Raw genomic sequence first — 20,606 nt, 5'->3', positions numbered from 1 at the left:
TTTTTTGACGCGAGCGCGATGTGTCGCCGCATAAAATTCTTTGGGAACTCAAGAAAGATCGTTCGGTTTGCTACATTTTTTACAGTCCACTTTTGGTCCGGCAATTGTCTGTTGTCGCTTCCCCGTTTTATTTCGTTGCACATTCCTCTCCCCCAAGCTGAACGCATTAGAGACGATTCTAGAAAGCGAATCGACGCTATGCAAAGTGAGCAATGGGCGATCCTGAATATTGTTAAGCGAATTGCATAAGCGCACTAAACTGAAGAGCGGTGTATGCGAGAAGAATAAAAAGTGGACGTTGCGCCATTCGCGCCGTGTCGCCGCCGACAAGTTGTCGGCGGTTGCTGACGCTCAGGTGTCGCCATTCTTGAGGCAGCTTGAGGTTGGCGGATTCAACCGGTAGATGCAATAGTTTGGTTAAACCGCTCGGCTGTTTTTCTTGCTCCTCCCCAGCTATCCTGCGGAACAAGACGCGGCTAGATAGTCAAAGCGTCTTTGCTATCGACGTTACCTCTCGTCGAAACACATGCTCGCTCAATACTCTGCCTCCAGGAGGCGAAGATAGCGGGGCGTTACGGGTTCATAGTTCGACGCGGACAGCCAGGCGCGCCCACCAGTAGCATTTGCGGCAGCGTAAGCCCACGCCGCGACGCGATTCGCTGTGATCCTGTCATTTGCCAGGCCCGCTAAAACGCCGATTTCGTTGAGTGCATCAGATTTTGTCATCGGTCTCTCCAGCCAGCGCTCGAGGTGGGGACTTGCCGCGAGCGTGTCGGATTTGCTGCGATTGCATGCCGGGTGCGCAAGCACAAAATTGTGCGCCTGGTCCCTCGGATAGAGTGAGAAGGGTACAAAATGGTCGACGTCCGCGTCGGTAATGCCGCTCCTGCAGTAGAAGCACCGGGCTCCATCAAGCTTGCGCAACTCCGTACCAATAATGGTTAGCGATTGTCGGGAGCATGAAAAGAGGAAGTCCTCCAGGTCATTGGCATTACCGAGGATGGCGTGTTTGCGCCGGTTCGCCTTGATGTGATCGATCCAGTGGGTGCGCGATAGCTGCTGTACCAGCGTGTAAAAGCGCCGGAAAGCCTTCGAACAACAACGATCATTTCGCCGCACGCCACAATTTCGGCGGCAATCGCAGTTCGATACACAAATTACTTGGCAAACAGCTACTCGATACGACCATCTTTCCTTGCGTTGGAAAGTTCCGCCGATGCTTATCCGGCCGGGGACACGAAATTGAGCGGTGCAAAACGGTAGGCAAGGCTTTGGTTTTGCGAGCGAGGAAGCCGTTGAGACGGATTGACTACGCTTGTGCCAGAATCTCCCTCATTTCGAGGGGACGGCCGGCATCCGTGTCGGCCGGCGATGGGCGCAGACTCATTCTGAAACGCAAACGGGGAAGACGTGAAGAATAGTGACAGCTGGAATCCGATCGGAAACATCGACGCAACGCTCGGCATCGCAGGCCGCCGGCAGTTCCTCAGCTATACGGGTGCGGGGATCCTCGCCGCGCTGCTGCCCGCATGCTCCGGCAGCAGCACCGGCAACGCATACAGCCACACCATTGCATGGGGCCGGCAGCAGTGTGAGGCCGCGCTTACGGGTAAAGTCGCCGCCCTCTCGGTCGCGCTGATGAAGGGCAACCGAATCGTCTGGCAACAGGCCTTCGGCAACGCGTCGGCCAGCACGCCGGCCACGAACCAGACACGTTTCAACATCGGCTCGGTCAGCAAAGTCTTCGCCGCGCTGGCCGCGATGATCCTGCAGGACCGGGGGCTGCTGGACCTCGATACGCCGATCGCGAAATATCTGCCGTCGTTCTCCATGCTCTCGCCGCACTACACGCGGATCACTACACGCCTTCTGCTGTCACATTCCTCGGGATTAGGCGGACAGAACAATTGGAATATATTCACGGGCGGCGTAGCGATGCCCGGGTACGTCGAAAACACCCTGACTGCACTCGCGAACGAACACCTCAAGTATTCGCCGGGGGAAATGGCGAACTACTGCAACGATGGCTTCACGCTCGTCGACCCTGTCGTTGCCGCGGTGAGCGGACAGAGCTATGTCGAGTTTGTGCAGCACAATATCCTGACCCCGCTGAGCATGTCCAACTCGTGCTTCCTGGCAAGCGCGCCGACCACCGGCACCTTTGCCATGCCCTATGGCATCAATGGCGCATGGTATCCGCAGGAATTCTCGAACGTGTACGCGAGCGGCGGGTTGTGCTCGACACCGGGGGACATGATGAACTTCGCCCAGATGCTGCTGGACGGCGGTGCGTTCCAGGGGCGGCAAATCGTGTCGCCTGCGGCTATCGCCGAGATGGGCCGCGACCAGACAACGAAGCTTCATGTCAATCCGACGCCGGTGTATTCATTTGGACTGGGTTGGGACTGGGTCAAGTCTTCCGCACTGGCCTATGCAGGCAATACGACGTGGATAAAGGACGGTGAGACGCCCGCATTCTCCAGCATGTTCATCGTGCTGCCGGATGCGCAACTGGCCGTGATGCTGACGGGGCATACGGGTTACAACCCATTTGCGCTGGCCTACGGGCTCGTGGAGCAGGCCATGCAGGAAGACGGTTCTATCCGTGCGTCGGCGCCTCTGCTCGGGGCGGTCGTCCCACCGGTTGCGACGGCACCGGACGTCACGACAGCCGCGGGCATGTATGGCAACCATTCGGCGCCGATCCACGTGCAGGTCGGCACGGACGGCAGTCTCGTCCTCAACCGGTATGCGGGGACCGGTACCGGCAACAGCATGTGGCAGCCACTGGACGACGGGGTGACGAAATACGAGTATCGCAGCGACGGCTGGTGGTGGAGCGACAACACCGGACACAGCTACAGCTTCAATATCCAGTCCGGAACCGATCTGAACGGCCAGCCATTCAGTTACCGCTATCTGGTTCAACGCACGAGCGGCAGCAGTACCCTGGGCGGCGACGTCATAGCCCAACAATTGACGGCGCAATCACTGCCGCTTTCGTCCGCATGGCAAGCGCGCCTGAATTCGACATGGGTGCCGACCAACCTGGCTTCCACCGACGAAATCACCGCGCTCCGCGGAGCCGCCACATGGCACACCACGATCGGCAGCCTTTCCGAATTCGAGGGATACATCCTGTTTGGGGGGAACGATCCGTGGGGGTACCAGTTGCTCACGCCGTTAGCGGACGATCGTGGCGGGGTGTCCGTCCGGGCGCCCAACGAGGCGGGCAGAGAATTGAATGAAATCAGCTTTTCCGTTGCCGCTGACGGTTCGGAGACCATGACCGTTGGCGGACTGCAATTCGTCAGGGTTCCAGTGTAATCAGGCCAGTAGAGGCGATAGCGGTCTGTCGCGCTCCAAAAACGCAGATGCAGGATGATGACATCGCCAAAACTGCATCCGCACAATTCTATTTGCTGGCCATCTTTAAAACGAATGCCGGTACGATTTGCGTGCCGCGTGGGCAAAATGTAAACGAAAAGACGGACCACACGCCATGAACAAGATTGCAGGGACTTCGGGGGAAACGCTCCAGCCGTTGGAAACGGCCGCCGGGGCGATACTGGAGAGCGCGGGCCGTCGCAGATTCCTCGGCTATACGGGAGCCGGCATGTTGGCCGTCGCGTTACCGGGCTGCGGCAGCGGCGCGGCCAATAGCTCCGCCAGCACGTACGCCAACACCCGGGCTTGGGCCGAGAGCGCCGTCCAACAGGCCATAAATCTGGGACAGACCGACGGCTCGGCGGTGTCGATGGCGCTGCTCAAAGGCAACCAGATCGTCTGGCAGAAAGCGTTTGGCTCGGCCACCAGCAATACGGCGGCGACCACGCTCACGCGCTTTAACATCGGTTCGGTCAGCAAGGTGGTGGCCGCGCTGGCGGCGATGATCCTGCAGGATCGCGGGCTGCTGAACCTCGATGCGCCGATCGTTCAATACCTGCCGTCATTCAAGATGCTCTCGCCGGCCTATACGCAGATCACGACGCGGCATCTGCTCTCGCATGCCTCGGGCCTGCCCGGGTTCGTCTGTGGTCACGATGCTTCTGCGTTCGTGCCGGTTCCCGGCGACGCGGAACTGACGATGCAGGCATTCGCGAACATGCACCTGAAGCATTTGCCGGGGCAGATGGCCAGCTACAACAATGACGGCTTCACGATGATCGAGCCTGTCGTGCAGGCGGTGAGCGGGCAGAGCTACCCGGACTTCGTCACGCAGAACATTCTCGCGCCGCTCGGCATGACGAATTCGGGCTTCCTGACGAGCGCGCAGACGTCGGCGGGGGCTGAGTTTGCGCATCCGTACATCAATGGCGTCCCGACCAGCCAGCTCGAGTATTACAACACCTACGCTTCGGGCGGCCTGAACACAACGCCGGGCGACATGATGAACCTCGCGCAGATGCTCATTGCGGGCGGTGTCTTTCAGGGGCAGCGCATCGTGTCCGCGGCCGGCGTCGCACAGATGGGCACCGACCAGACGACGACACTGCCGATCAACCTGTTGCCGGAAAGTCGCTGGGGACTGGGCTGGGACAACGTGCAGCTCCCCGCATTGTCCGCGGCAAGCGTCACCGCCTGGGAGAAGACCGGCGGTTCCATCTGCTTCTATACCGACTTCATCGTGGTGCCGAAGGCGCAACTGGCCGTTCTCGTCTGCGGCGGCAGAAATTTCCTGAACGACGCTTTCTATCCGGGCCACATTGCCCGAGGCATCGCGCTGCGTGCGCTGCAGGAGGAAGGAACGATTGCCGCGCTGCCGGCCAGCGCGACTGCCGCGCAGATCCCATCGCAGGCCCCGGCCCCGAATGTCGCGGCCATGAGCGGCATCTACGGCAACAATACCGGTCCCATCCAGGTTACCGTCAATCCTGCGGACGGCAGTCTCACGCTCGCAACGCTCGACTCGACCGTCACACCCTACACATGGCCACCCATCAATGAAGGCGTGACGAGCTATCAATATCGCGAAGACGGCTGGTGGTGGAGCAGCACCAGCGGTGTGCCGAGCTACCGCTTCGAGGTCGTACCGGGCGAGGATTCGAACGGCAATGCCACCACTTTTTGCTATCTGATGGCGCGCGCCGCTTCCGGTGACGTCAGCGTGCTGGCCCAGCAACTGCCGCGGGCGCCGGCACTCGACGCCGTGTGGCAGCAGCGCGTGGGAACGCAGTGGACGATCAATAACGAATCCACGGATTCCACGCTATGGAAGGTCGCTCCGAGTGTGATGGAGGCGCCCACCGTCATCGGCAGCCTTAACGAACTGCCAGGCTATGTACTCCTTACCGGTGGCGGACCGATCCTCCAAAATGGCCAGTTGCTCCTGCCTGTCCCGAACGACAGCGCACGTGCACGCATGGCCGTTAACATGTTCCGCGACCTGAACGAGGTCGCTTTTGGAACGGTGAACGGCACGCCGACCATGACGGTCGGCAGTCGAACGTTTACTCCAGCATCCTGAATACTTGCCCTGGCGATGAGTTTGCCGTCGCCGTCATGAGGGTGTTGTGGTTCAAATTGCATTCGTGGGCGAAAAATGGCATGTTCACCATTACTTCATCGTGCTGTTAAAGTGAGTTGAGGGAAAATTGCGGGGGGAGCGAAGGTCGGCATATTCGCCGTTGCTTCATCTGCGCATCGGTCACGCTGCGGAATGTTTCTTTTGGCGCTGCCATTGAAAGCTGCCGCCGCCCAGCAGCAACGCGAGACTCATCATACCCCCTGGTTAGTCGATGCGCTGCGATGCGATGCCTGGTCGGTGCATCCCGGACAGTGGGGAAAGGGCACCGCATGATCCCGCTGCGATCCCGGTCAATTAATAAGTAATCTAGATAAATATGTGGCTTCTTTCGTTCGCAATCGTGCCACGATTGAAGATTGGGAAACAGCTTGATATCTTGATCGTCGGCACGACGCGACGGTCGGACCAATAAACCGATCCGCATTCGATTCAACCGTAAGAAGGGAAAACAACATGTCACGGAGACTTTGCGCGATCGTTCTGGCGCTGCTCGTGATGCCGTCGAAGCTTTCAACATCAGGGATACTCCCTCCGGACCACGGCGGCGAATTCATGGTCGAGCCATCCGGTGGACAGCCCTTGCGCTTCGGCGCCACGGTTCTTCCTGTTTTGCAACGGTAGTGGCTTGCATTACGCGACAATCGGGTTTACGACCATGAACATCAAGACTTGAGCCACGCCGAAATGAACCGCCGTCGCCAGCAAGCTCGAAGCGATGTGGCGATGCGCGCTTTGCCGAGGTCGCGATTGACACTGCCGGTTTGTTTGGGTACCTTCACTGCGCGTTTTGCTGCATGGACGGTCCCGCACAAAAACGTACGGACGTATTCGAACTTGTGCGCGGTTTCGCGAGTTTTCGTCTCGTTGTCGTCAGCAGCGACCCTGCGCAGTCAACAGCAATACCGAGAAAGACGGCATGAGGGGGCAGGCCTGTGAAAGTATCGCCGCGAGGCGGCGCGAGGCGTGCGTTCCCGTTTGTCCTCTGCGCTGAGGTGGTGGCGGTTGCAACGCATGCATGCTGCTGCATTCAAGGGGCCGCGTTCGGGGAATGTCGATGGTCGACCATACAGACCATTATTTCGTGGGTTTGACGCAGCAGTCCAGCGCAGGCGGACTGGCGCGCCTGCGCGGGCATGGTGCCGTGACGCTGCCGGCATCGCGTGTCTATCCGGTGGGCGCGCGCTTCGACGAGTTCGTGCAGCCGCTGCTGCGCCTGCTCAATGGCGACGACCACGTGCGGGAGATCGTGCTGCGCCCCGTGCTGGGGCGCTATGGCGTGAGCCAGGAGCTCTCGGTCGGCCTGGAGGTTAAGGCGGCGGCGGGCTTCAATGCGGCGGCGCTCGCCGCCGGCGTGTTCCGGCTCGCGCAGGCCGCCGCGCAGATCGACGCGTTCGTCGGCCGGGTGCTGTCGCCAGGCGAATGGACCGACAATGCGCGCCCCGGCCTCACGGTGCTTTTCAAGGAGCCGCGGCGCATTGCCGACACAACCGACCTCGTGCGGCGGATCATCGATTTCCCGGGCGACGGATGGCCCATCGACGGCTTCACGACCATTCCCTCCGCCGAGCGGCGCATCGGTCTCGTGCAGGGGCTGCGCTACATTTTTCTTCCCGAGATCAGCGTGCGCTGGGACCGCGAACTGCGCCAGCGCCTGAGCGTCAACGACGAGGAGATCGACGTGATCCTGCTTGATCAGGCCACGCGCATCGGCCGCATGTGCAAGGTGCTGCTGCAGGATGCGTCGATCGAGGCGGCGTGGCTCAGCTGGTTCGACGTGATGGTGGCCGGCATCGAGGACTACCAGGAGCTGATCGCCGTGCTGGCCGCCGAGCAGGGCGCGCGTGCCGCCGATCCTGGCTCGATGGCGCGCAAGGCGTTTTCGGCGATCCTGCGTCTGACGAGCCTCGGCGTGTTCCAGAAGCGGCTCACGCATATCGGCTTCGACGAAGCGCAGCGGGACCGCACCGCAAGCGCGCCGGCCATGGCCGCGAACCTGGCCCGATGATGCTGCGCGACCTCACCCGGCATGGCGCCGGATTCCCACGGAGCGAGGCAGCGTATGGCTGACCTGACGGCGGCATTGTTCGCCCGCTACAACCGCGTCATGCGCGGCACCTTCGTCGGTGTCCTGATCGTCGCGTGCGCGCTCGTCTACATCCAGTTCCGGATGACGCTGGGCGCCGAAACGTCCAGCCTGGGCCAGCGCATGCAGGAGCAGGCCGTGTCGCTCGACGCCATCGTCAAGACCGCCTCGGACGCTGTCAACACGATGCGCATCCAGGCACAAACCTGGTTTCGCCTGCATCCACAGGGCGCCGCGCCTTCCGTGCTGCTGCGCGCGCTGCAACCGGGCGCCGCGCCCGGCAGCATCGAACTCGAGCAGTTGCCGCCGCCGTGGACCGTCGCCGACGCCGGCAACCTGACCGGGCTCGTCGGCGTGCGCACGCCCGCCATCGACCGCGAACTGGAGATGGCGCTGAGCCTGAACGGCACATTCAAGACCCTCAAGGCCAATCTGCCCGGCGCGACCTGGGTCTATTACACGTCGGCGTACCGCTTCATCAATATCTATCCGTGGGTGTCGTCGAAAAACTTCTTCTACGCGGATTCGCTCAAGAAGAAGGAGTTCTTCGCCGGCGTCGAGCCCGCCGCGGATCCGTCGCGGCACATCCTCTGGACGCCGGTGTATCTGGACGAAGCGGGCCAGGGCGTGATGGTGACGGCCTCGGCGGGGGTCTACGACGACAAGGCGTTTCGCGGTTCGGTCTCGCTCGATCTCACGCTCGTGCGGCTCAACCAGTTCGTGCGCAACTGGGACGAGAGCCTCGGCACGCTCTTCATCATCAACGATCGCGGGCAGTTGCTCGCGCATCCCACCCTCGTGCGTTCGGGCGCACAAACCATTCTGCAGGCCGCTGAAGCGTTTCCTCTGGCATTGCGCCGCGATCTGCCAGCCACGCTGCAGGCGGCGGACGGCGACCTCGTCGAGCTGGACGGCTATTACGTGGAGACGCTTGGCATCCAGAACGCGCCGTTCCATCTCGTGCTGCTCGTGCCGCGCTGGAATCTCGTGAAGGTGGCGCTGGAAACGGGCGTGCCGAGCGTGCTGCTGCTCGTCATGGGCCTGACCTTGATGCTGCTGATCGCGAGCAGCTTCACCTATCGCGACGCGATCGTGCCCGCGCAAAAACTCGTGCGCTATATCCAGGAGGAAGACCGCGGCTCGGTAAAAACGATCCCCGATATTCCGCAGGCGTGGCGCCCCTGGTTCCTCACTATCCAGAACGTATTCAACGCACACACGCAGCTCGTGTCGATCCAGCAGGAGCTGGACGTCGCGCGGCGCATGCAGCAGTCGATCGTGCCCACGCGCTTTCCTTCGCGCCCCGATCTGCAGATGTTCGCGCGCATGATTCCGGCGCGCGAGGTGGGCGGCGACTTCTACGACTATTTCTGGCTGTCCGACCAGAAGCTCGGCGTGGTGATCGCCGACGTTTCGGGCAAGGGCGTGCCCGCCGCGCTGTTCATGGCCGTGGCGCGCACGCTGCTGCGCGCGATCGCGCCAAGCGCAGCCGGTCCCGGCGCCTGCCTCGCGCTTGCCAACGACCTGCTCGCGCAGGATAACGAGGCCACGATGTTCGTGACGCTGTTCTACGGTATTCTCGATACGGGCACGGGTATGCTCGAATACGCGAACGGCGGGCATAATTCGCCTTGGCTGATCGCGCCGGACGGCACGGTTTCTCAATTGCCGGGCACGGGCGGCATGGCGCTCGGCGTGATCGAAGGCGTGCCGTTCGTGCAAGCGAGCGCCCAGATCGCTTCGGGCTCGACGCTGCTGCTCTACACCGACGGCATTACCGAGGCGTTCAACCCCGCCGACGAGGAGTACGGCGAAGTGCGCCTTTCCGGGCATCTTGCGGCTTCGGCGGGACTCGGCGTGGAGGCGCTGCTCAAGCGGCTCGTCGACAGCGTCTACGAGTTCGCCGATGGCGCGCCGCAGTCCGACGACATTACCTGCCTGGCAGTTCACTATGGAGCGGCCGGGCCGACGAAGGCATGAACGTGAGCGACCGATTCGATACGCAGTTGACGGTGCACGCACCGGATATCGGCGGCCTTGTCGATTCACTCGACATATTTTTTGCCGCGCACGGCTTGCCGCATGCGCTGCTGCAGTCCTTTGCGATGGCGTTCGACGAGGTCGTTTCGAACATCGCGGCCTACGGCTCGGCGCAGCAGCCGATCCGCATTCACGTGACGGTCGCGGCCGACGAGGTGTGGGCACAGGTGATCGACGACGGCGTCGCGTTCGATCCGCTGCAGCTCGCCGACCCCGACGTGACGAGCAGCGTCGAGGATCGCGCGATTGGCGGGCTGGGTGTCTTTCTCGTCAAGAAGATGATGGACAAGGTGGCCTATGAACGCCGCGAGCCGTACAACTGTTTGAGCTTCGCGAAGCGCATCGCGCCCGCGCGAAACTGATCTACGAGGGAAACATGAATATCAGCGAAGTCAACGAGGGCGAAGTGCTGGCAATCGCCGTGTCGGGGCGCGTGGACAGCACGACGGCGGGGCAGCTCGAAGAAGTGTTGCCCGAGCGCGTGCAGAGCGCGTCGTGCGTGCTGCTCGATCTCACCGACGTGCAGTACGTGAGTTCGGCGGGGCTGCGCGTGATGCTCAAGGCCGCGAAGATTGCGAAGGGCACCGGGCACGATCTCGTGCTGGCAGGACTCGCGGCGCCGGTTCACGAGGTGTTCCAGGTGATCGGCTTCGACTCGCTGTTTCGCATTCTGCCAGACCGCGCGGCGGCGCTTGCCGCGCTTTCGGGCAACGGCGCCTGAGCGTCGCGCCTCGCTTGCCCATGCGTGACGGGCCGCCTTGCGGCGGGCCCCTTGCCGCTCAGCCGCAGGTTCAGGCGCGGCCCGGATTGTGTGTGCCGTTCAGGACTTCGGTGCGAGCCACGAGTCTTCCGCCTCGATGCCGTCCGGGTCGAATGTCCACGTGATCTTCTCGTAGGTGAACGAGATATCCTCCATGTGGCCCATCTGCTTGTTCTCCAACGCCAGGCAGTTCGGCGTCCATGCGCGGACGTTCGTCAGGATCGCGTTCGACAGCTTCACCGTGTAGTACTTCTCTTCCGTGCCCTTCGGCGAGATGCGGTAGTACTCCAGCGTCACGTCCTTCATCTGCTCGCCAGAGGTCAGCGCCTGGAACAGCTTGGGCGAGGACTTGTCGATTTCCTTGGTCAGCGTCATCGGCAGGTGCACCCGCTTGCCCGTGGGCAGCCCCGTCTGCGGGCTCTTCGGAATTTCAATGGTGTGGTCCACGGCCTGCACCAGGATCTTTCCCTCGTGGCCCTTGACCTTCGTCGAGCCTTCGATCTTTCCCTGGTTCTGGCCTTCGAGTACGAGATAGCACGGCATCGGCATGATGATTTCTCCAGTTGGTATTCGGTTGCGGCGTTGTCTTCAGTCGTTGCTCAGAGTTCGTCTCTGCGCATGGGATGAATTCTGGTCGCGGGCCATTACGAGCTTGTTTCAGGAAAGCCGCACCGTGTTACCGATGAAATACGCGCTGCCCCGGCGTGTTTCTCTCAGGCGACCTGATTAAAGCGCTCGAGTGCCTGCGCGCGCGTGTCCGCGACACTCAGGATCGATAGAAAGCCGCTGATTTCGAAGGCTTCGCGAATCTGGTTCTGCACGCCGCACAGCACGAGCAGGCCGGCGGACTGCTTGAGCCGCTTGGCCGCCACGAGCACGACGCGCAGCCCGGCGCTGGAAATGTAGTCGAGCGCGCTCAAGTCGATCAGCAATTGATTGATCCCCCGGTCGAGCTGCCGCAGAATCTCGGCCTCGACTTGCGCGGAGTTCGTGCTGTTGAGCGCGCCTTCGAGGTTCGCTACTAGCACATCTCCGTGCATTTCATACTGGTTTGCCAACATGGTCTCTCGTGCAATGGTTTACCGCTGTTTACCGTTGCAACGGTAAGTCGTGGTGTGGACGTTATCGTTCATGTACTCGCCACACAGGGAATTCACGCGCCCAATTTTATGATTGCGTCTTGTGAAACAGGCGGTTGGGGCAACTAAAAAGCTTTCAAACGATTGACAAAGAAACCGTCAATGCTCCATGGCATCCATAGCTCTCGCAATGTCGCGCCCACGTGAATCGGGCGTATGGCGCGCGTAGCGTATCACGTACCGTGCGCGGATCGAAGTGGGAAAAAAACCGATAAAAATATTCAGTCTGACTCGTTTGCATACCACATCGATGTGGTAAGCAAATTTCCTTATGGATCGTAATCGCGTCATGCAAGGAAAAGCATTGTCCAATGCGTGAGAAACAGATTTTTGTGGCGTGCGAATTGGGTAAACGCTATTCTCCAGGGCTACAAGAAAGCTCTCTGTTTTCACCAACAGCTACGGGTACAAGAAAGGGGATCGGCCATGGCATCTGACGGGTCAGTCGCTCCGAAGGAGCGCGTCAATATCGTATATCGTCCGGCGACAGGGGATGCCAAGGCGGAGGTGGAGTTGCCGCTGAAGCTGCTGGTGCTGGGGGACTTCACGCTGCGCGACGACGATACGCCGATCGAGGAAATGAAGCCCGTCAACGTCGACAAGGACAATTTCAACGACGTGCTCAAGGGGCAGAAACTGTCGCTGGATCTGGCGGTGCCCAACCGTCTGGAAGCGAATGCCGATCCGGACGCCGCGCTCGCGGTGAACCTGAAGTTCGAGTCGATCGACGACTTCTCGCCGGACGCGATTGTCGAGAAGGTGCCGGAGCTGCGCCAGATGATTGCGCTGCGCGATGCGCTCAAGGCGCTCAAGGGGCCGCTGGGCAACATCCCGGATTTCCGCAAGCGGGTTCAGGATCTCATCGAGGACGAGGGCGTGCGCGCGCGTCTTCTGAGCGAGCTGGGCATCGGCGAGAAGTGATTGCGCCGGGCGGGCATCGTCCATATCGTCGATTTCGTCCGTATCCATTCGGGGACAGCACATGAGTGAAGAGCAAAAGCAGCAGGAGCAGGCCGTCGCAGAGCAGGCGGCCGCGGGGGGCTCGCTGCTCGATCAGCTGATCGAGTCGGCGCGCATCAAGCCCGGCGACGAGGCGTATTCGATCACGCGCCAGGGCATCCAGGCGTTCATCTCGCAGTTGCTCGAGCCGCAGCATGCGGTGGAGCGCATCACGCAGGCGACGGTGGACAGCATGATCGCCGATCTGGACCAGAAGCTGTGCGCGCAGGTCGATGCGATCCTGCATCACGGCGATTTCCAGAAGATGGAGTCGGCGTGGCGCTCGCTGAAGTTCCTGGTCGAGCGCACCAACTTCCGCGAGAACGTCAAGATCCAGGTGCTCAGCGTGAACAAGGGCAAGCTGCTCGACGACTTCCAGGATGCGGCGGACATCACCAATTCGGGGCTGTACAAGAACCTGTACACGGCGGAGTACGGCCAGTTCGGCGGACAGCCGTTCGGCGCGATCGTGGCGAACTACGAGTTCGGGCCGGGCACCCAGGACGTGAAGCTGCTGCAGTACGCGGCGAGCGTATCGGCGATGAGCCATGCGCCGTTCATCGCGGCGGCGGGTCCGCAGTTCTTCGGGGTGGACACCTACGACCAGTTGCCGAACCTGAAGGACCTGTCGTCGATCTTCGAGGGTCCGCAGTTCGTCAAGTGGAACGCGTTCCGGGAGTCGGAGGACGCGCGCTACGTGGGGCTGACGCTGCCGCACTTTTTGCTGCGTGTGCCGTACGGTGCGGATACGGTGCCGGCGAAGAAGTTCAACTACAGGGAAGACGTGTCGGGCGGCAACGGGCAGTTCCTGTGGGGCAACGCGGCGTTCGCGTTCGCCTCGCGGCTGACGTCGAGCTTTGCGGACTACCGGTGGTGCGCGAACGTGATCGGGCCGCAGGGCGGGGGCACGGTGGGCGACCTGCCGGTGTACACGTACGAGTCGATGGGCGAGCTGCAGAACAAGATCCCGACGGAGGTGCTGATATCGGAGCGGCGGGAGTTCGAGCTTGCGGAGCAGGGTTTCATCGCGCTGACGATGCGCAAGAACAGCGACAACGCGGCGTTCTTCTCGGCGAATTCGGCGCAGAAGCCGAAGTTCTTCGGCAACACGAAGGAAGGCAAGGAAGCGGAGCTGAACTACAAGCTGAGCACGCAACTGCCGTACATGTTCGTGGTGAGCCGTCTGGCGCATTACATCAAGGTGATCCAGCGCGAGCACATTGGCACGTGGAAGGAGCGTGTGGATCTGGAGAGCGAGCTGAACACGTGGATCCGGCAGTACGTGGCGGACATGGACAATCCGGCCGAAGGGGTGCGCAGCCGCCGGCCGCTGCGCCAGGCGGAGATCGTGGTGGCGGATGTGGAAGGGGATCCGGGGTGGTACCGGGTGGACCTGAAGGTGCGTCCGCACTTCAAGTACATGGGTGCGTCGTTCACGCTGTCGCTGGTGGGCAAGCTGGAGAAGAAATAAAAGAGCCGCGGCGAAGTTTCGGTTCGATGTTTCGTATGTAACACAGCTGAAACGTCGCGCTAACGGAGCGCCTGCATGATGTGAATCATGCGCAGCGCACACAGGAAAGCTGGGCAGAACAGCCGGGGCGCCGAGTCCTGGCGCCATTGACGACTTGCCACCAGTTAAACCGGGGAAAACTATCATGCCGATGCCGTGCTATCTCGTACTCGAAGGCCAGAACCAGGGAAAGATCGAAGGCTCGACGAAGGTCAAGGGCCACGAGGGAAAGATCCTGGTGCAGGCCGTGGACCACACCATTGAAATTCCGAAGAGCCCGCAGACGGGGCTGCCCACGGGCAAGCGGGTGCACCTGCCGATGACGCTGACCAAGGAAATCGACAAGTCCTCGCCCAAGCTGTTCCAGGCGCTGACCTCTGGCGAGCAGATGAAGGACGTGACGCTGGAGTACTACCGCATCTCGCCGAAGGGCACGGAAGAGAAGTACTACACGGTGAAGCTGTCGAACGCGATCCTGACGAACGTACGCGCGTGGACGCCGAACTGCCTGGCGCTGGAGAACAAGCAGATGGGCCACATGGAGGATATCTCGTTCACCTACGAGAAGATCACATGGACGTTCGACCCGGACGGCATCGAGGCGGAAGACTCGTGGCTCGCACCGAAGTCCTGAACGGGCTGAACGTGGTGAGCGGGCGGTGACAATGCATTGACAAAGCGGGGGCGGGGGTGAAAGAGCGTCGGTTGCTCGAACGGATTGCGAGCTGGGAGGCGGGCGAGGAGGGCGACGCCCGCACTAACCAGACGCAGGTGGACGTGCTCGTGCGCTCGGTGATGAATCACCTCACGCGCCTGCTCAACACGCGGCAAGGCAGTGTGCAGATCGACCCGCTGTTCGGCGTGCCCGACTTCACGAACCTCGCGGGCACGACGGCGATGGGCTCGACGCGCGAGATCGAGGAAGAGATCCGCCGCATGGTGCTGCGCTACGAGCCGCGAATCAAGTCGCCGCGCGTCACGCTCAATCGCGAGGAGACCGACGTGCTGTCGATCCGCTTCGCGCTCGAAGGAGCGCTGGAAGTGGACGACCGCGAAATTCCGCTACGCATATCGACAACGGTGGGCGCCAACGGCCGGGTGAGCATTGCCTGAGCGTCGGGTCCACATATCTTTCCGCTCCTGTGTCAGTCAGTCGGGCAGCCATGTTCAATCAATATTACCTGGATGAGCTGAACAAGCTGAAAGGCTTGGCTGCGGAGTTCGCGCGGGTCAATCCCGCGATTGCGCCCATGCTTTCGGGCGCGTCCGCGGACCCCGACGTCGAACGCCTGCTCGAAGGCGTGGCGTTCCTCACGGGCCTTACGCGCCAGAAGCTCGACGACGAATTCCCTGAGTTCGTCCAGGAGCTCACGAACCTTTTGTTCCCGCATTATCTGCGGCCCGTGCCGGCGTCCACGCTGATCCGTTTCGCCGCGAAAGGGCCGCGCTCGCAGGCGGCGCGCGTGGCGGCTGGCACCGAGCTTGCGTCGGTGCCGGTGGATGGCACGCCGTGCCGCTTTCGCACTGCCTGCGATCTCGATGTGGAGCCGCTCGCCATCGCCGAGGTCAATCTGCTGAGCCACGCGGGCGCCGCGCCCGTGCTCATGATCGATTTCGAGATGCAGGGCGGCCTGTCCATCGCGCAGTGGGGCGGCGACAGCCTGCGGCTGTTTCTCGGCGGTGGCTATGTGGATGCCTCGAAGCTGCTGCTGCTGTTGATGAACCACGTCGTCGGCGTGCGCATTTCGAGCGGCAACGGCGAGCGGCTCTCGCTCGGCGCGAAGTGCCTGCGCATGAGCGGCTTCGACCACGATCTGCTGCCCTATCCGAGCCAGGCGTTCAGCGGCTACCGCACGATCCAGGAGTTCTTCACGCAGCCGGAGAAGTTCCTGTTCGTCGACATCGCGGGCCTGCAACGCTGGACGGCGAACGCGAAGGGGACCAGCTTCAGCGTGGTCATGACGCTCGATTCGCTCCCCGAATGGCTGCCCGAGATCGGCAACGAAAGCTTCATGCTCAACGTGGTCCCGGCCATCAACGTGTTCTCTCACGCGGCTGATCCGATCGCGCACAACCATCGCGCTACCGAATACCGCGTCGTGCCCGAAGGGCGGGACCGCCGCCATCACCAGGTCTACTCGGTCGACCAGGTGCTGGGCTACCAGCAAGGCCAGGCGCGAGAGCGCGTCTACCAGCCCTTCGGCATGTTCCGCCACGACGGGCGCGGCGCGCAGCTGAGCTACCGCACCTCGGTGCGCAGCGCGAACGTGGAGCGCGGCAGCGAAGTTTATCTCTCGCTCAACTATCCACCCTCGGATACGCCGCTGCCCGAGACGCTGTCGATCCGCATCACCTGCACGAACCGCGCGCTGCCGGAGAGTCTCAAGCTCGGCGACATCAGCCAGCCCACCAGCACCTCGCCGGACCAGATGACGTTCAGCAACATCCGTGCGGTGACGCCCGCCCAGGACCCGCCGGCCGGCGAGGAACTGCTGTGGTGCCTCATCTCGCACGTCTCGCTGAACCTGCTTTCCCTTGCCAACGCGGAGAACCTGCGCAAACTGCTCGGCCTGTACGTGTTCTCGGGGCGCCAGGGACCGGAGGCGGCCAATCGCCGGCGCATCGAAGGCATTCTCGAGCTGAGCGTCACGCGCGAGACGCGCCTCGTCGGCCGCGGCGGTATCCAGCGCGGCCAGCTCATCCGCATGCGCTGCCGCGAAGATCACTACGCCGGGCTCGGCGACCTGTATCTGTTCGGCTGCGTGCTGGAGCGCTTTCTCGGCGATTACGCCGGCATCAATTCGTACACCCGCGTCGAGCTCGAAGGCGCGCATTCAGGAACCGTCTTCAAATGGCCGCAGAGACTCGGGCAACAGCCGACGCTGTAAAGGACCTGCTGCTCACGAACGGTGAGAAGTACTCCTGGTTTCAGGCGATCCGTCTGCTGCGGCTGTACGACCGGCATACGGGCCTGCGCCAGGAGAATCTGCGCGTGCGCCCGCGCCTCGGGCTTGGCTTCCCCGAAAACGACATCGACCGCATCGAGGCGCTGCCCGGCGGCGGCTATCGCATCACGGCCAACTTTTTCGGCCTGTATGGCGTGTCCTCGCCGCTGCCGACGTACTACACCGAAGATCTGTTCGAGGAGCAGCGCGAGGGACGTCATGTCACGCGCGACTTTCTCGACATCGTTCACTACGCGCTGTATCCGCTGCTGTTCGACGCGTGGGCGAAGTACCGCATCGAGCAGCGCATCGTCGAGGACCGCGACGAGACGGTGCTCAATCATCTCTACGCGTTTGTCGGGCTGAACGATGCGGACCTGCGCGTCGAGCTGCTGCCGGCCAGCGCGGAGTTGCTGCGCTACGCGGGCCTCTTCAACCAGCGGCCGCGCTCGGCGCTCGGCCTGAAGACGATGCTGGCCGACGCGTTCGCGCCGGCGCGGATCCGCGTCGAATGCGGCCTGCGGCGCGCCCAGCCGATTCCCGCCGACCAGCGCTGGCAACTCGGTGCCCAGGGCAGCCATCTTGGCTACGATGCATGGCTGGGCGAGCTGATCGACGATTACGGCGGCACGATCAAGGTGCAGTTCGCCGACGTGCCGCAGCCGCTCTTTCATCAACTGCTGCCGGGCGGCGCGGGGCATGCGCGGCTGCGCTTTCTCACGCGCTTTTACCTGATCGATCCGCTTGACGTGGAAGTCGAGCTCGATCTGTGCCGCGAGGAGGCGCACGCGGCGCGCTGTGGTTGCAGCACCTGGTCGCGGCTCGGCTACGACACGTGGCTCAATCCCGGGCTGGCCGATCTGCCCACACGCGTCCGCTACCGCCTTTAACGCTACGGATAGAACAAGAGAGGAGAACCAACATGCTGCTGGTCGAGCTCAAGCCCCTCGTGGGGCGACTGAACGCCTACTGCAAGCAGGCACTCGAAGATGGCGTGGGGCTGTGCGTGTCGCGCGGCCACTACGAGATCACAGTCGAGCACCTGCTCGTCAAGCTGTTCGAGGATATCCAGGCCGACCTCGCGCTGCTGCTGCGTCAGCACGGTATCGACGCCGCGCTCGTGCAGCGCGGCATCAATCTCTCGATCGAAGACATGAAGACGGGCAACGCGGGCCGTCCGGCGTTCTCGCCGCTCCTGCTCGAGCTGCTGCAGGACGCGTGGCTCATCGCCTCGGTCGACCTGCAGGAGCCGCGCATACGCTCGGGCGCCGTGCTGCTGGCGTTCCTCGCGCGTCCGACCTATTACGCAACGGGCGATTACGCGGCGCCGCTGCGCGAGCTCAATCGCGAACTCCTGCTGCGTTCGTTCGATCAGATCTGCGGCGGCTCGATCGAAGCGGGCGAGCGCGAGTCCGGCGGCGGCGAGGGCGCGGCCGCGGCGCCCGCTGGCGCCGACGGTAGCGCCATTGCGCGCTTTTGCGAGAACTTCACCGAAAAGGCGCGGGCCGGCAAGCTCGATCCCGTGTTCGGCCGCGACGCGGAAATCCGCCAGATGGTCGACATCCTCGCGCGGCGCCGCAAGAACAACCCGATCTGCGTGGGCGACCCCGGCGTCGGCAAGACGGCCGTCGTGGAAGGGCTCGCGCTGCGCGTCGTCGAGGGCGATGTGCCCGATTCGCTCAAGGACGTGACGATCCTCGGCCTCGACATGGGCCTCCTGCAGGCCGGCGCGAGCGTGAAGGGCGAATTCGAGAACCGCCTGAAGGGCGTGATCACCGAAGTCAAGGCATCGGCGAAACCGATCATCCTGTTCATCGACGAAGCCCACACGCTGATCGGCGCGGGCGGCCAGGCCGGCACTTCGGACGCGGCCAACCTGCTCAAGCCGGCGCTCGCGCGCGGCGAACTGCGCACGGTCGCGGCCACCACGTGGGCCGAATACAAGAAGTACTTCGAAAAGGACGCGGCGCTTGCGCGCCGGTTCCAGCTCGTCAAGCTCGATGAGCCCGATCTCGCCACCGCGGTGCTGATCCTGCGCGGCCTGAAGGAGAAGTACGAGGACGTTCACAAAGTGGTGCTGCGCGACGACGCGATCATCGCCGCAGCCGAGCTGTCGAGCCGCTACATCACGGGGCGGCAATTGCCGGACAAGGCGGTGGACCTGCTCGACACGGCCTGCGCACGTGTCAAGGTGCTGCAAAGCGCGAAGCCTGACGTGCTCGAAGACAAGGAGCGCTGCATTCAGGCGCTCGAGCGCGAACAGCGCGGCCTCGAGCGCGACGAGGACAACCAGCAGCCGGTGGACCGCGCGCGTCTCGAAGCGATCGGCGCGGAGTTGCAGAGCCTCGCTGCCGAAGCCGCGGCGCTGCGCGAAGTCTGGCAGCGGCAGCAAGCAGCGGCGAAGGTGCTGCTCGATGCGCGCACGGCGCGCCACGAGGCCAAGGCCAATGGCGCCGCGCCCGAGGAACTGCAGCGGCTGGCGCAGGCGATCGCCGGGGCCGCCGAAGCATTCAGGACCGCGCAGGGCGACGAGCCGCTCGTGCATATCGACGTTGATCCCGATGTCGTGGCGCGGGTGATTTCCGACTGGACCGGCATTCCCGTGGGCAAGATGCTGCGCGACCAGGCGCAGAGCGTACTGGGCATGGCCGCCACGCTCAAGGAGCGGATCCGCGGCCAGGATCACGCGATGGAGCTGATCGCCGAAGTGCTCAAGACAGCGAAGTCGGGCTTGAAGGACCCGCAGCAGCCGATGGGCGTGTTCCTGCTCGCGGGACCGTCGGGCGTGGGCAAGACAGAGACGGCGCTTTCGGTGGCGGACATCCTGTTCGGCGACGAGAAGTCCACCACCGTCATCAACATGAGCGAGTTCCAGGAGAAGCACAACGTGAGCCGCCTGATCGGCTCGCCGCCTGGCTACGTGGGCTACGGCGAGGGCGGCGTCCTGACCGAGGCGGTGCGCCAGCGGCCTTATTCGGTCGTGCTGCTCGACGAGGTGGAGAAGGCGCACCTCGACGTGATGAACCTGTTCTACCAGGTGTTCGACAAAGGCATGCTCTCGGACGGCGAGGGCAAGGAAATCGACTTTTCGAACACGGTGATCTTCCTCACCTCAAATCTCGCGACCGACGTCATCACCGAAATGACGGTCGGTGACGACAAGCCCGACGCGGCGACGCTGCTTTCCGCGGTGCGCCCGATCCTCTCGAATCACTTCAAGCCCGCGCTGCTCGCGCGCATGACCGTGATTCCTTACTTCACGCTGCAAGGCGAGGCGCTCGCGGGCATCGTGCGCCTGAAGCTCGACAAGGTGGTGCGGCGCGTCGCGCACAACAACAAGATGCGCTTCACCTATAGCGACGCGGTGGTGGCACAGATTGCCGCGCGCTGCACGGAGGTGGAAACGGGCGCGCGCAACATCGACTTCATCCTGCGCGGCAACGTGCTGCCGCTGATGTCGCAGGAGATTCTCGCACGCATGAGCGAGGGCGAGGCGCTCGAAGAGGTGGCGCTCGACGTGGACGAGGACGGTGAGTTCGTCGTGACCTTCCCCGGCGCTCACGCGTGAGCCGCGAAGCACCGTTTCAGATGTAACGCGATTGC

General features: G+C 62.7%; 16 protein-coding genes. 13 read left to right on the top strand and 3 right to left on the bottom strand.

The genetic code is table 11. The features are described from left to right. Window positions 1–534: 534 nt before the first annotated feature. Window positions 535–1,119 carry an HNH endonuclease gene (locus P5W98_RS28335; RefSeq protein WP_421027116.1) on the bottom strand — a complete coding sequence of 195 codons (585 nt, stop codon included), beginning with the start codon at window positions 1,117–1,119 and terminating at the stop codon, window positions 535–537. Window positions 1,120–1,410: 291 nt separating this feature from the next. Here P5W98_RS28335 and P5W98_RS28330 point away from each other — a divergent pair, with 291 nt between their 5' ends. The 6 genes from P5W98_RS28330 (at window position 1,411) to P5W98_RS28305 (ending at window position 10,371) form a co-directional block, all read left to right on the top strand. Continuing rightward, window positions 1,411–3,327, top strand: a complete 1,917-nt coding sequence (locus tag P5W98_RS28330) for a serine hydrolase domain-containing protein (protein WP_421027115.1) — start codon at window positions 1,411–1,413, stop codon at window positions 3,325–3,327. Window positions 3,328–3,502: 175 nt separating this feature from the next. After that, on the top strand, window positions 3,503–5,467 hold the full coding sequence (locus tag P5W98_RS28325; protein ID WP_421027114.1) for a serine hydrolase domain-containing protein: 1,965 nt from the start codon (window positions 3,503–3,505) through the stop codon (window positions 5,465–5,467). Window positions 5,468–6,581: 1,114 nt separating this feature from the next. Then, a complete protein-coding gene (locus tag P5W98_RS28320; RefSeq protein WP_421027113.1) occupies window positions 6,582–7,532 on the top strand; it encodes a hypothetical protein in 951 nt (316 codons plus the stop codon). 54 nt (window positions 7,533–7,586) lie between these two features. Then, entirely contained in the window at window positions 7,587–9,590 is a 2,004-nt protein-coding gene (locus P5W98_RS28315) for a SpoIIE family protein phosphatase (protein WP_421027112.1), read from the top strand. Then, window positions 9,587–10,012, top strand: coding sequence for an ATP-binding protein (locus P5W98_RS28310; protein ID WP_421027111.1), 426 nt, complete (start codon window positions 9,587–9,589; stop codon window positions 10,010–10,012). Before P5W98_RS28315 ends, P5W98_RS28310 begins: the two co-directional genes overlap by 4 nt. 14 nt (window positions 10,013–10,026) lie before the next feature. Continuing rightward, window positions 10,027–10,371 (top strand): STAS domain-containing protein, encoded by a 345-nt coding sequence (locus P5W98_RS28305; protein WP_421027110.1) that lies wholly within the window; start codon window positions 10,027–10,029, stop codon window positions 10,369–10,371. A 99-nt stretch (window positions 10,372–10,470) separates the two neighbouring features. Here the strand turns inward: P5W98_RS28305 and P5W98_RS28300 are convergent, their stop codons facing one another. Beyond that, complete coding sequence (locus P5W98_RS28300; protein ID WP_421029157.1) at window positions 10,471–10,959, bottom strand: Hcp family type VI secretion system effector; 489 nt, start codon at window positions 10,957–10,959, stop codon at window positions 10,471–10,473. Between the two features lie 164 nt (window positions 10,960–11,123). Continuing rightward, the gene (locus P5W98_RS28295; RefSeq protein ID WP_035532714.1) at window positions 11,124–11,471 is read right to left on the bottom strand and encodes an STAS domain-containing protein; all 348 of its coding nucleotides are present in this window, start codon (window positions 11,469–11,471) and stop codon (window positions 11,124–11,126) included. Window positions 11,472–11,975: 504 nt separating this feature from the next. Between P5W98_RS28295 and tssB the strand changes: the two genes are divergently transcribed. From tssB to tssH, 7 genes are all read left to right on the top strand, one after another. Further along, the gene (gene tssB, locus P5W98_RS28290) at window positions 11,976–12,470 is read left to right on the top strand and encodes a type VI secretion system contractile sheath small subunit (RefSeq protein WP_421029155.1); all 495 of its coding nucleotides are present in this window, start codon (window positions 11,976–11,978) and stop codon (window positions 12,468–12,470) included. A gap of 61 nt (window positions 12,471–12,531) precedes the next feature. Next, window positions 12,532–14,019: a type VI secretion system contractile sheath large subunit gene (gene tssC / locus P5W98_RS28285; protein ID WP_421029156.1), complete on the top strand. Its 1,488-nt coding sequence runs from the start codon at window positions 12,532–12,534 to the stop codon at window positions 14,017–14,019. Window positions 14,020–14,203: 184 nt separating this feature from the next. Then, window positions 14,204–14,692, top strand: coding sequence for an Hcp family type VI secretion system effector (locus P5W98_RS28280; RefSeq protein WP_421029157.1), 489 nt, complete (start codon window positions 14,204–14,206; stop codon window positions 14,690–14,692). Window positions 14,693–14,763: 71 nt separating this feature from the next. Next, window positions 14,764–15,171: a type VI secretion system baseplate subunit TssE gene (tssE, locus tag P5W98_RS28275; protein ID WP_035535285.1), complete on the top strand. Its 408-nt coding sequence runs from the start codon at window positions 14,764–14,766 to the stop codon at window positions 15,169–15,171. A gap of 50 nt (window positions 15,172–15,221) precedes the next feature. Further along, the gene (gene tssF / locus P5W98_RS28270; protein ID WP_421029151.1) at window positions 15,222–16,946 is read left to right on the top strand and encodes a type VI secretion system baseplate subunit TssF; all 1,725 of its coding nucleotides are present in this window, start codon (window positions 15,222–15,224) and stop codon (window positions 16,944–16,946) included. Beyond that, window positions 16,910–17,893: a type VI secretion system baseplate subunit TssG gene (gene tssG / locus P5W98_RS28265; RefSeq protein WP_434718538.1), complete on the top strand. Its 984-nt coding sequence runs from the start codon at window positions 16,910–16,912 to the stop codon at window positions 17,891–17,893. Before tssF ends, tssG begins: the two co-directional genes overlap by 37 nt. A 32-nt stretch (window positions 17,894–17,925) precedes the next feature. After that, on the top strand, window positions 17,926–20,571 hold the full coding sequence (gene tssH, locus P5W98_RS28260) for a type VI secretion system ATPase TssH (RefSeq protein WP_421029153.1): 2,646 nt from the start codon (window positions 17,926–17,928) through the stop codon (window positions 20,569–20,571). Window positions 20,572–20,606: the final 35 nt, after the last annotated feature.

Source organism: Paraburkholderia sp. A1BS-2L, assembly GCF_051125205.1.
Lineage (GTDB): Bacteria > Pseudomonadota > Gammaproteobacteria > Burkholderiales > Burkholderiaceae > Paraburkholderia.
The sequence above is the reverse complement of the archived record's forward strand: the minus strand, read 5'-3'. Positions and strand labels throughout refer to the sequence as shown.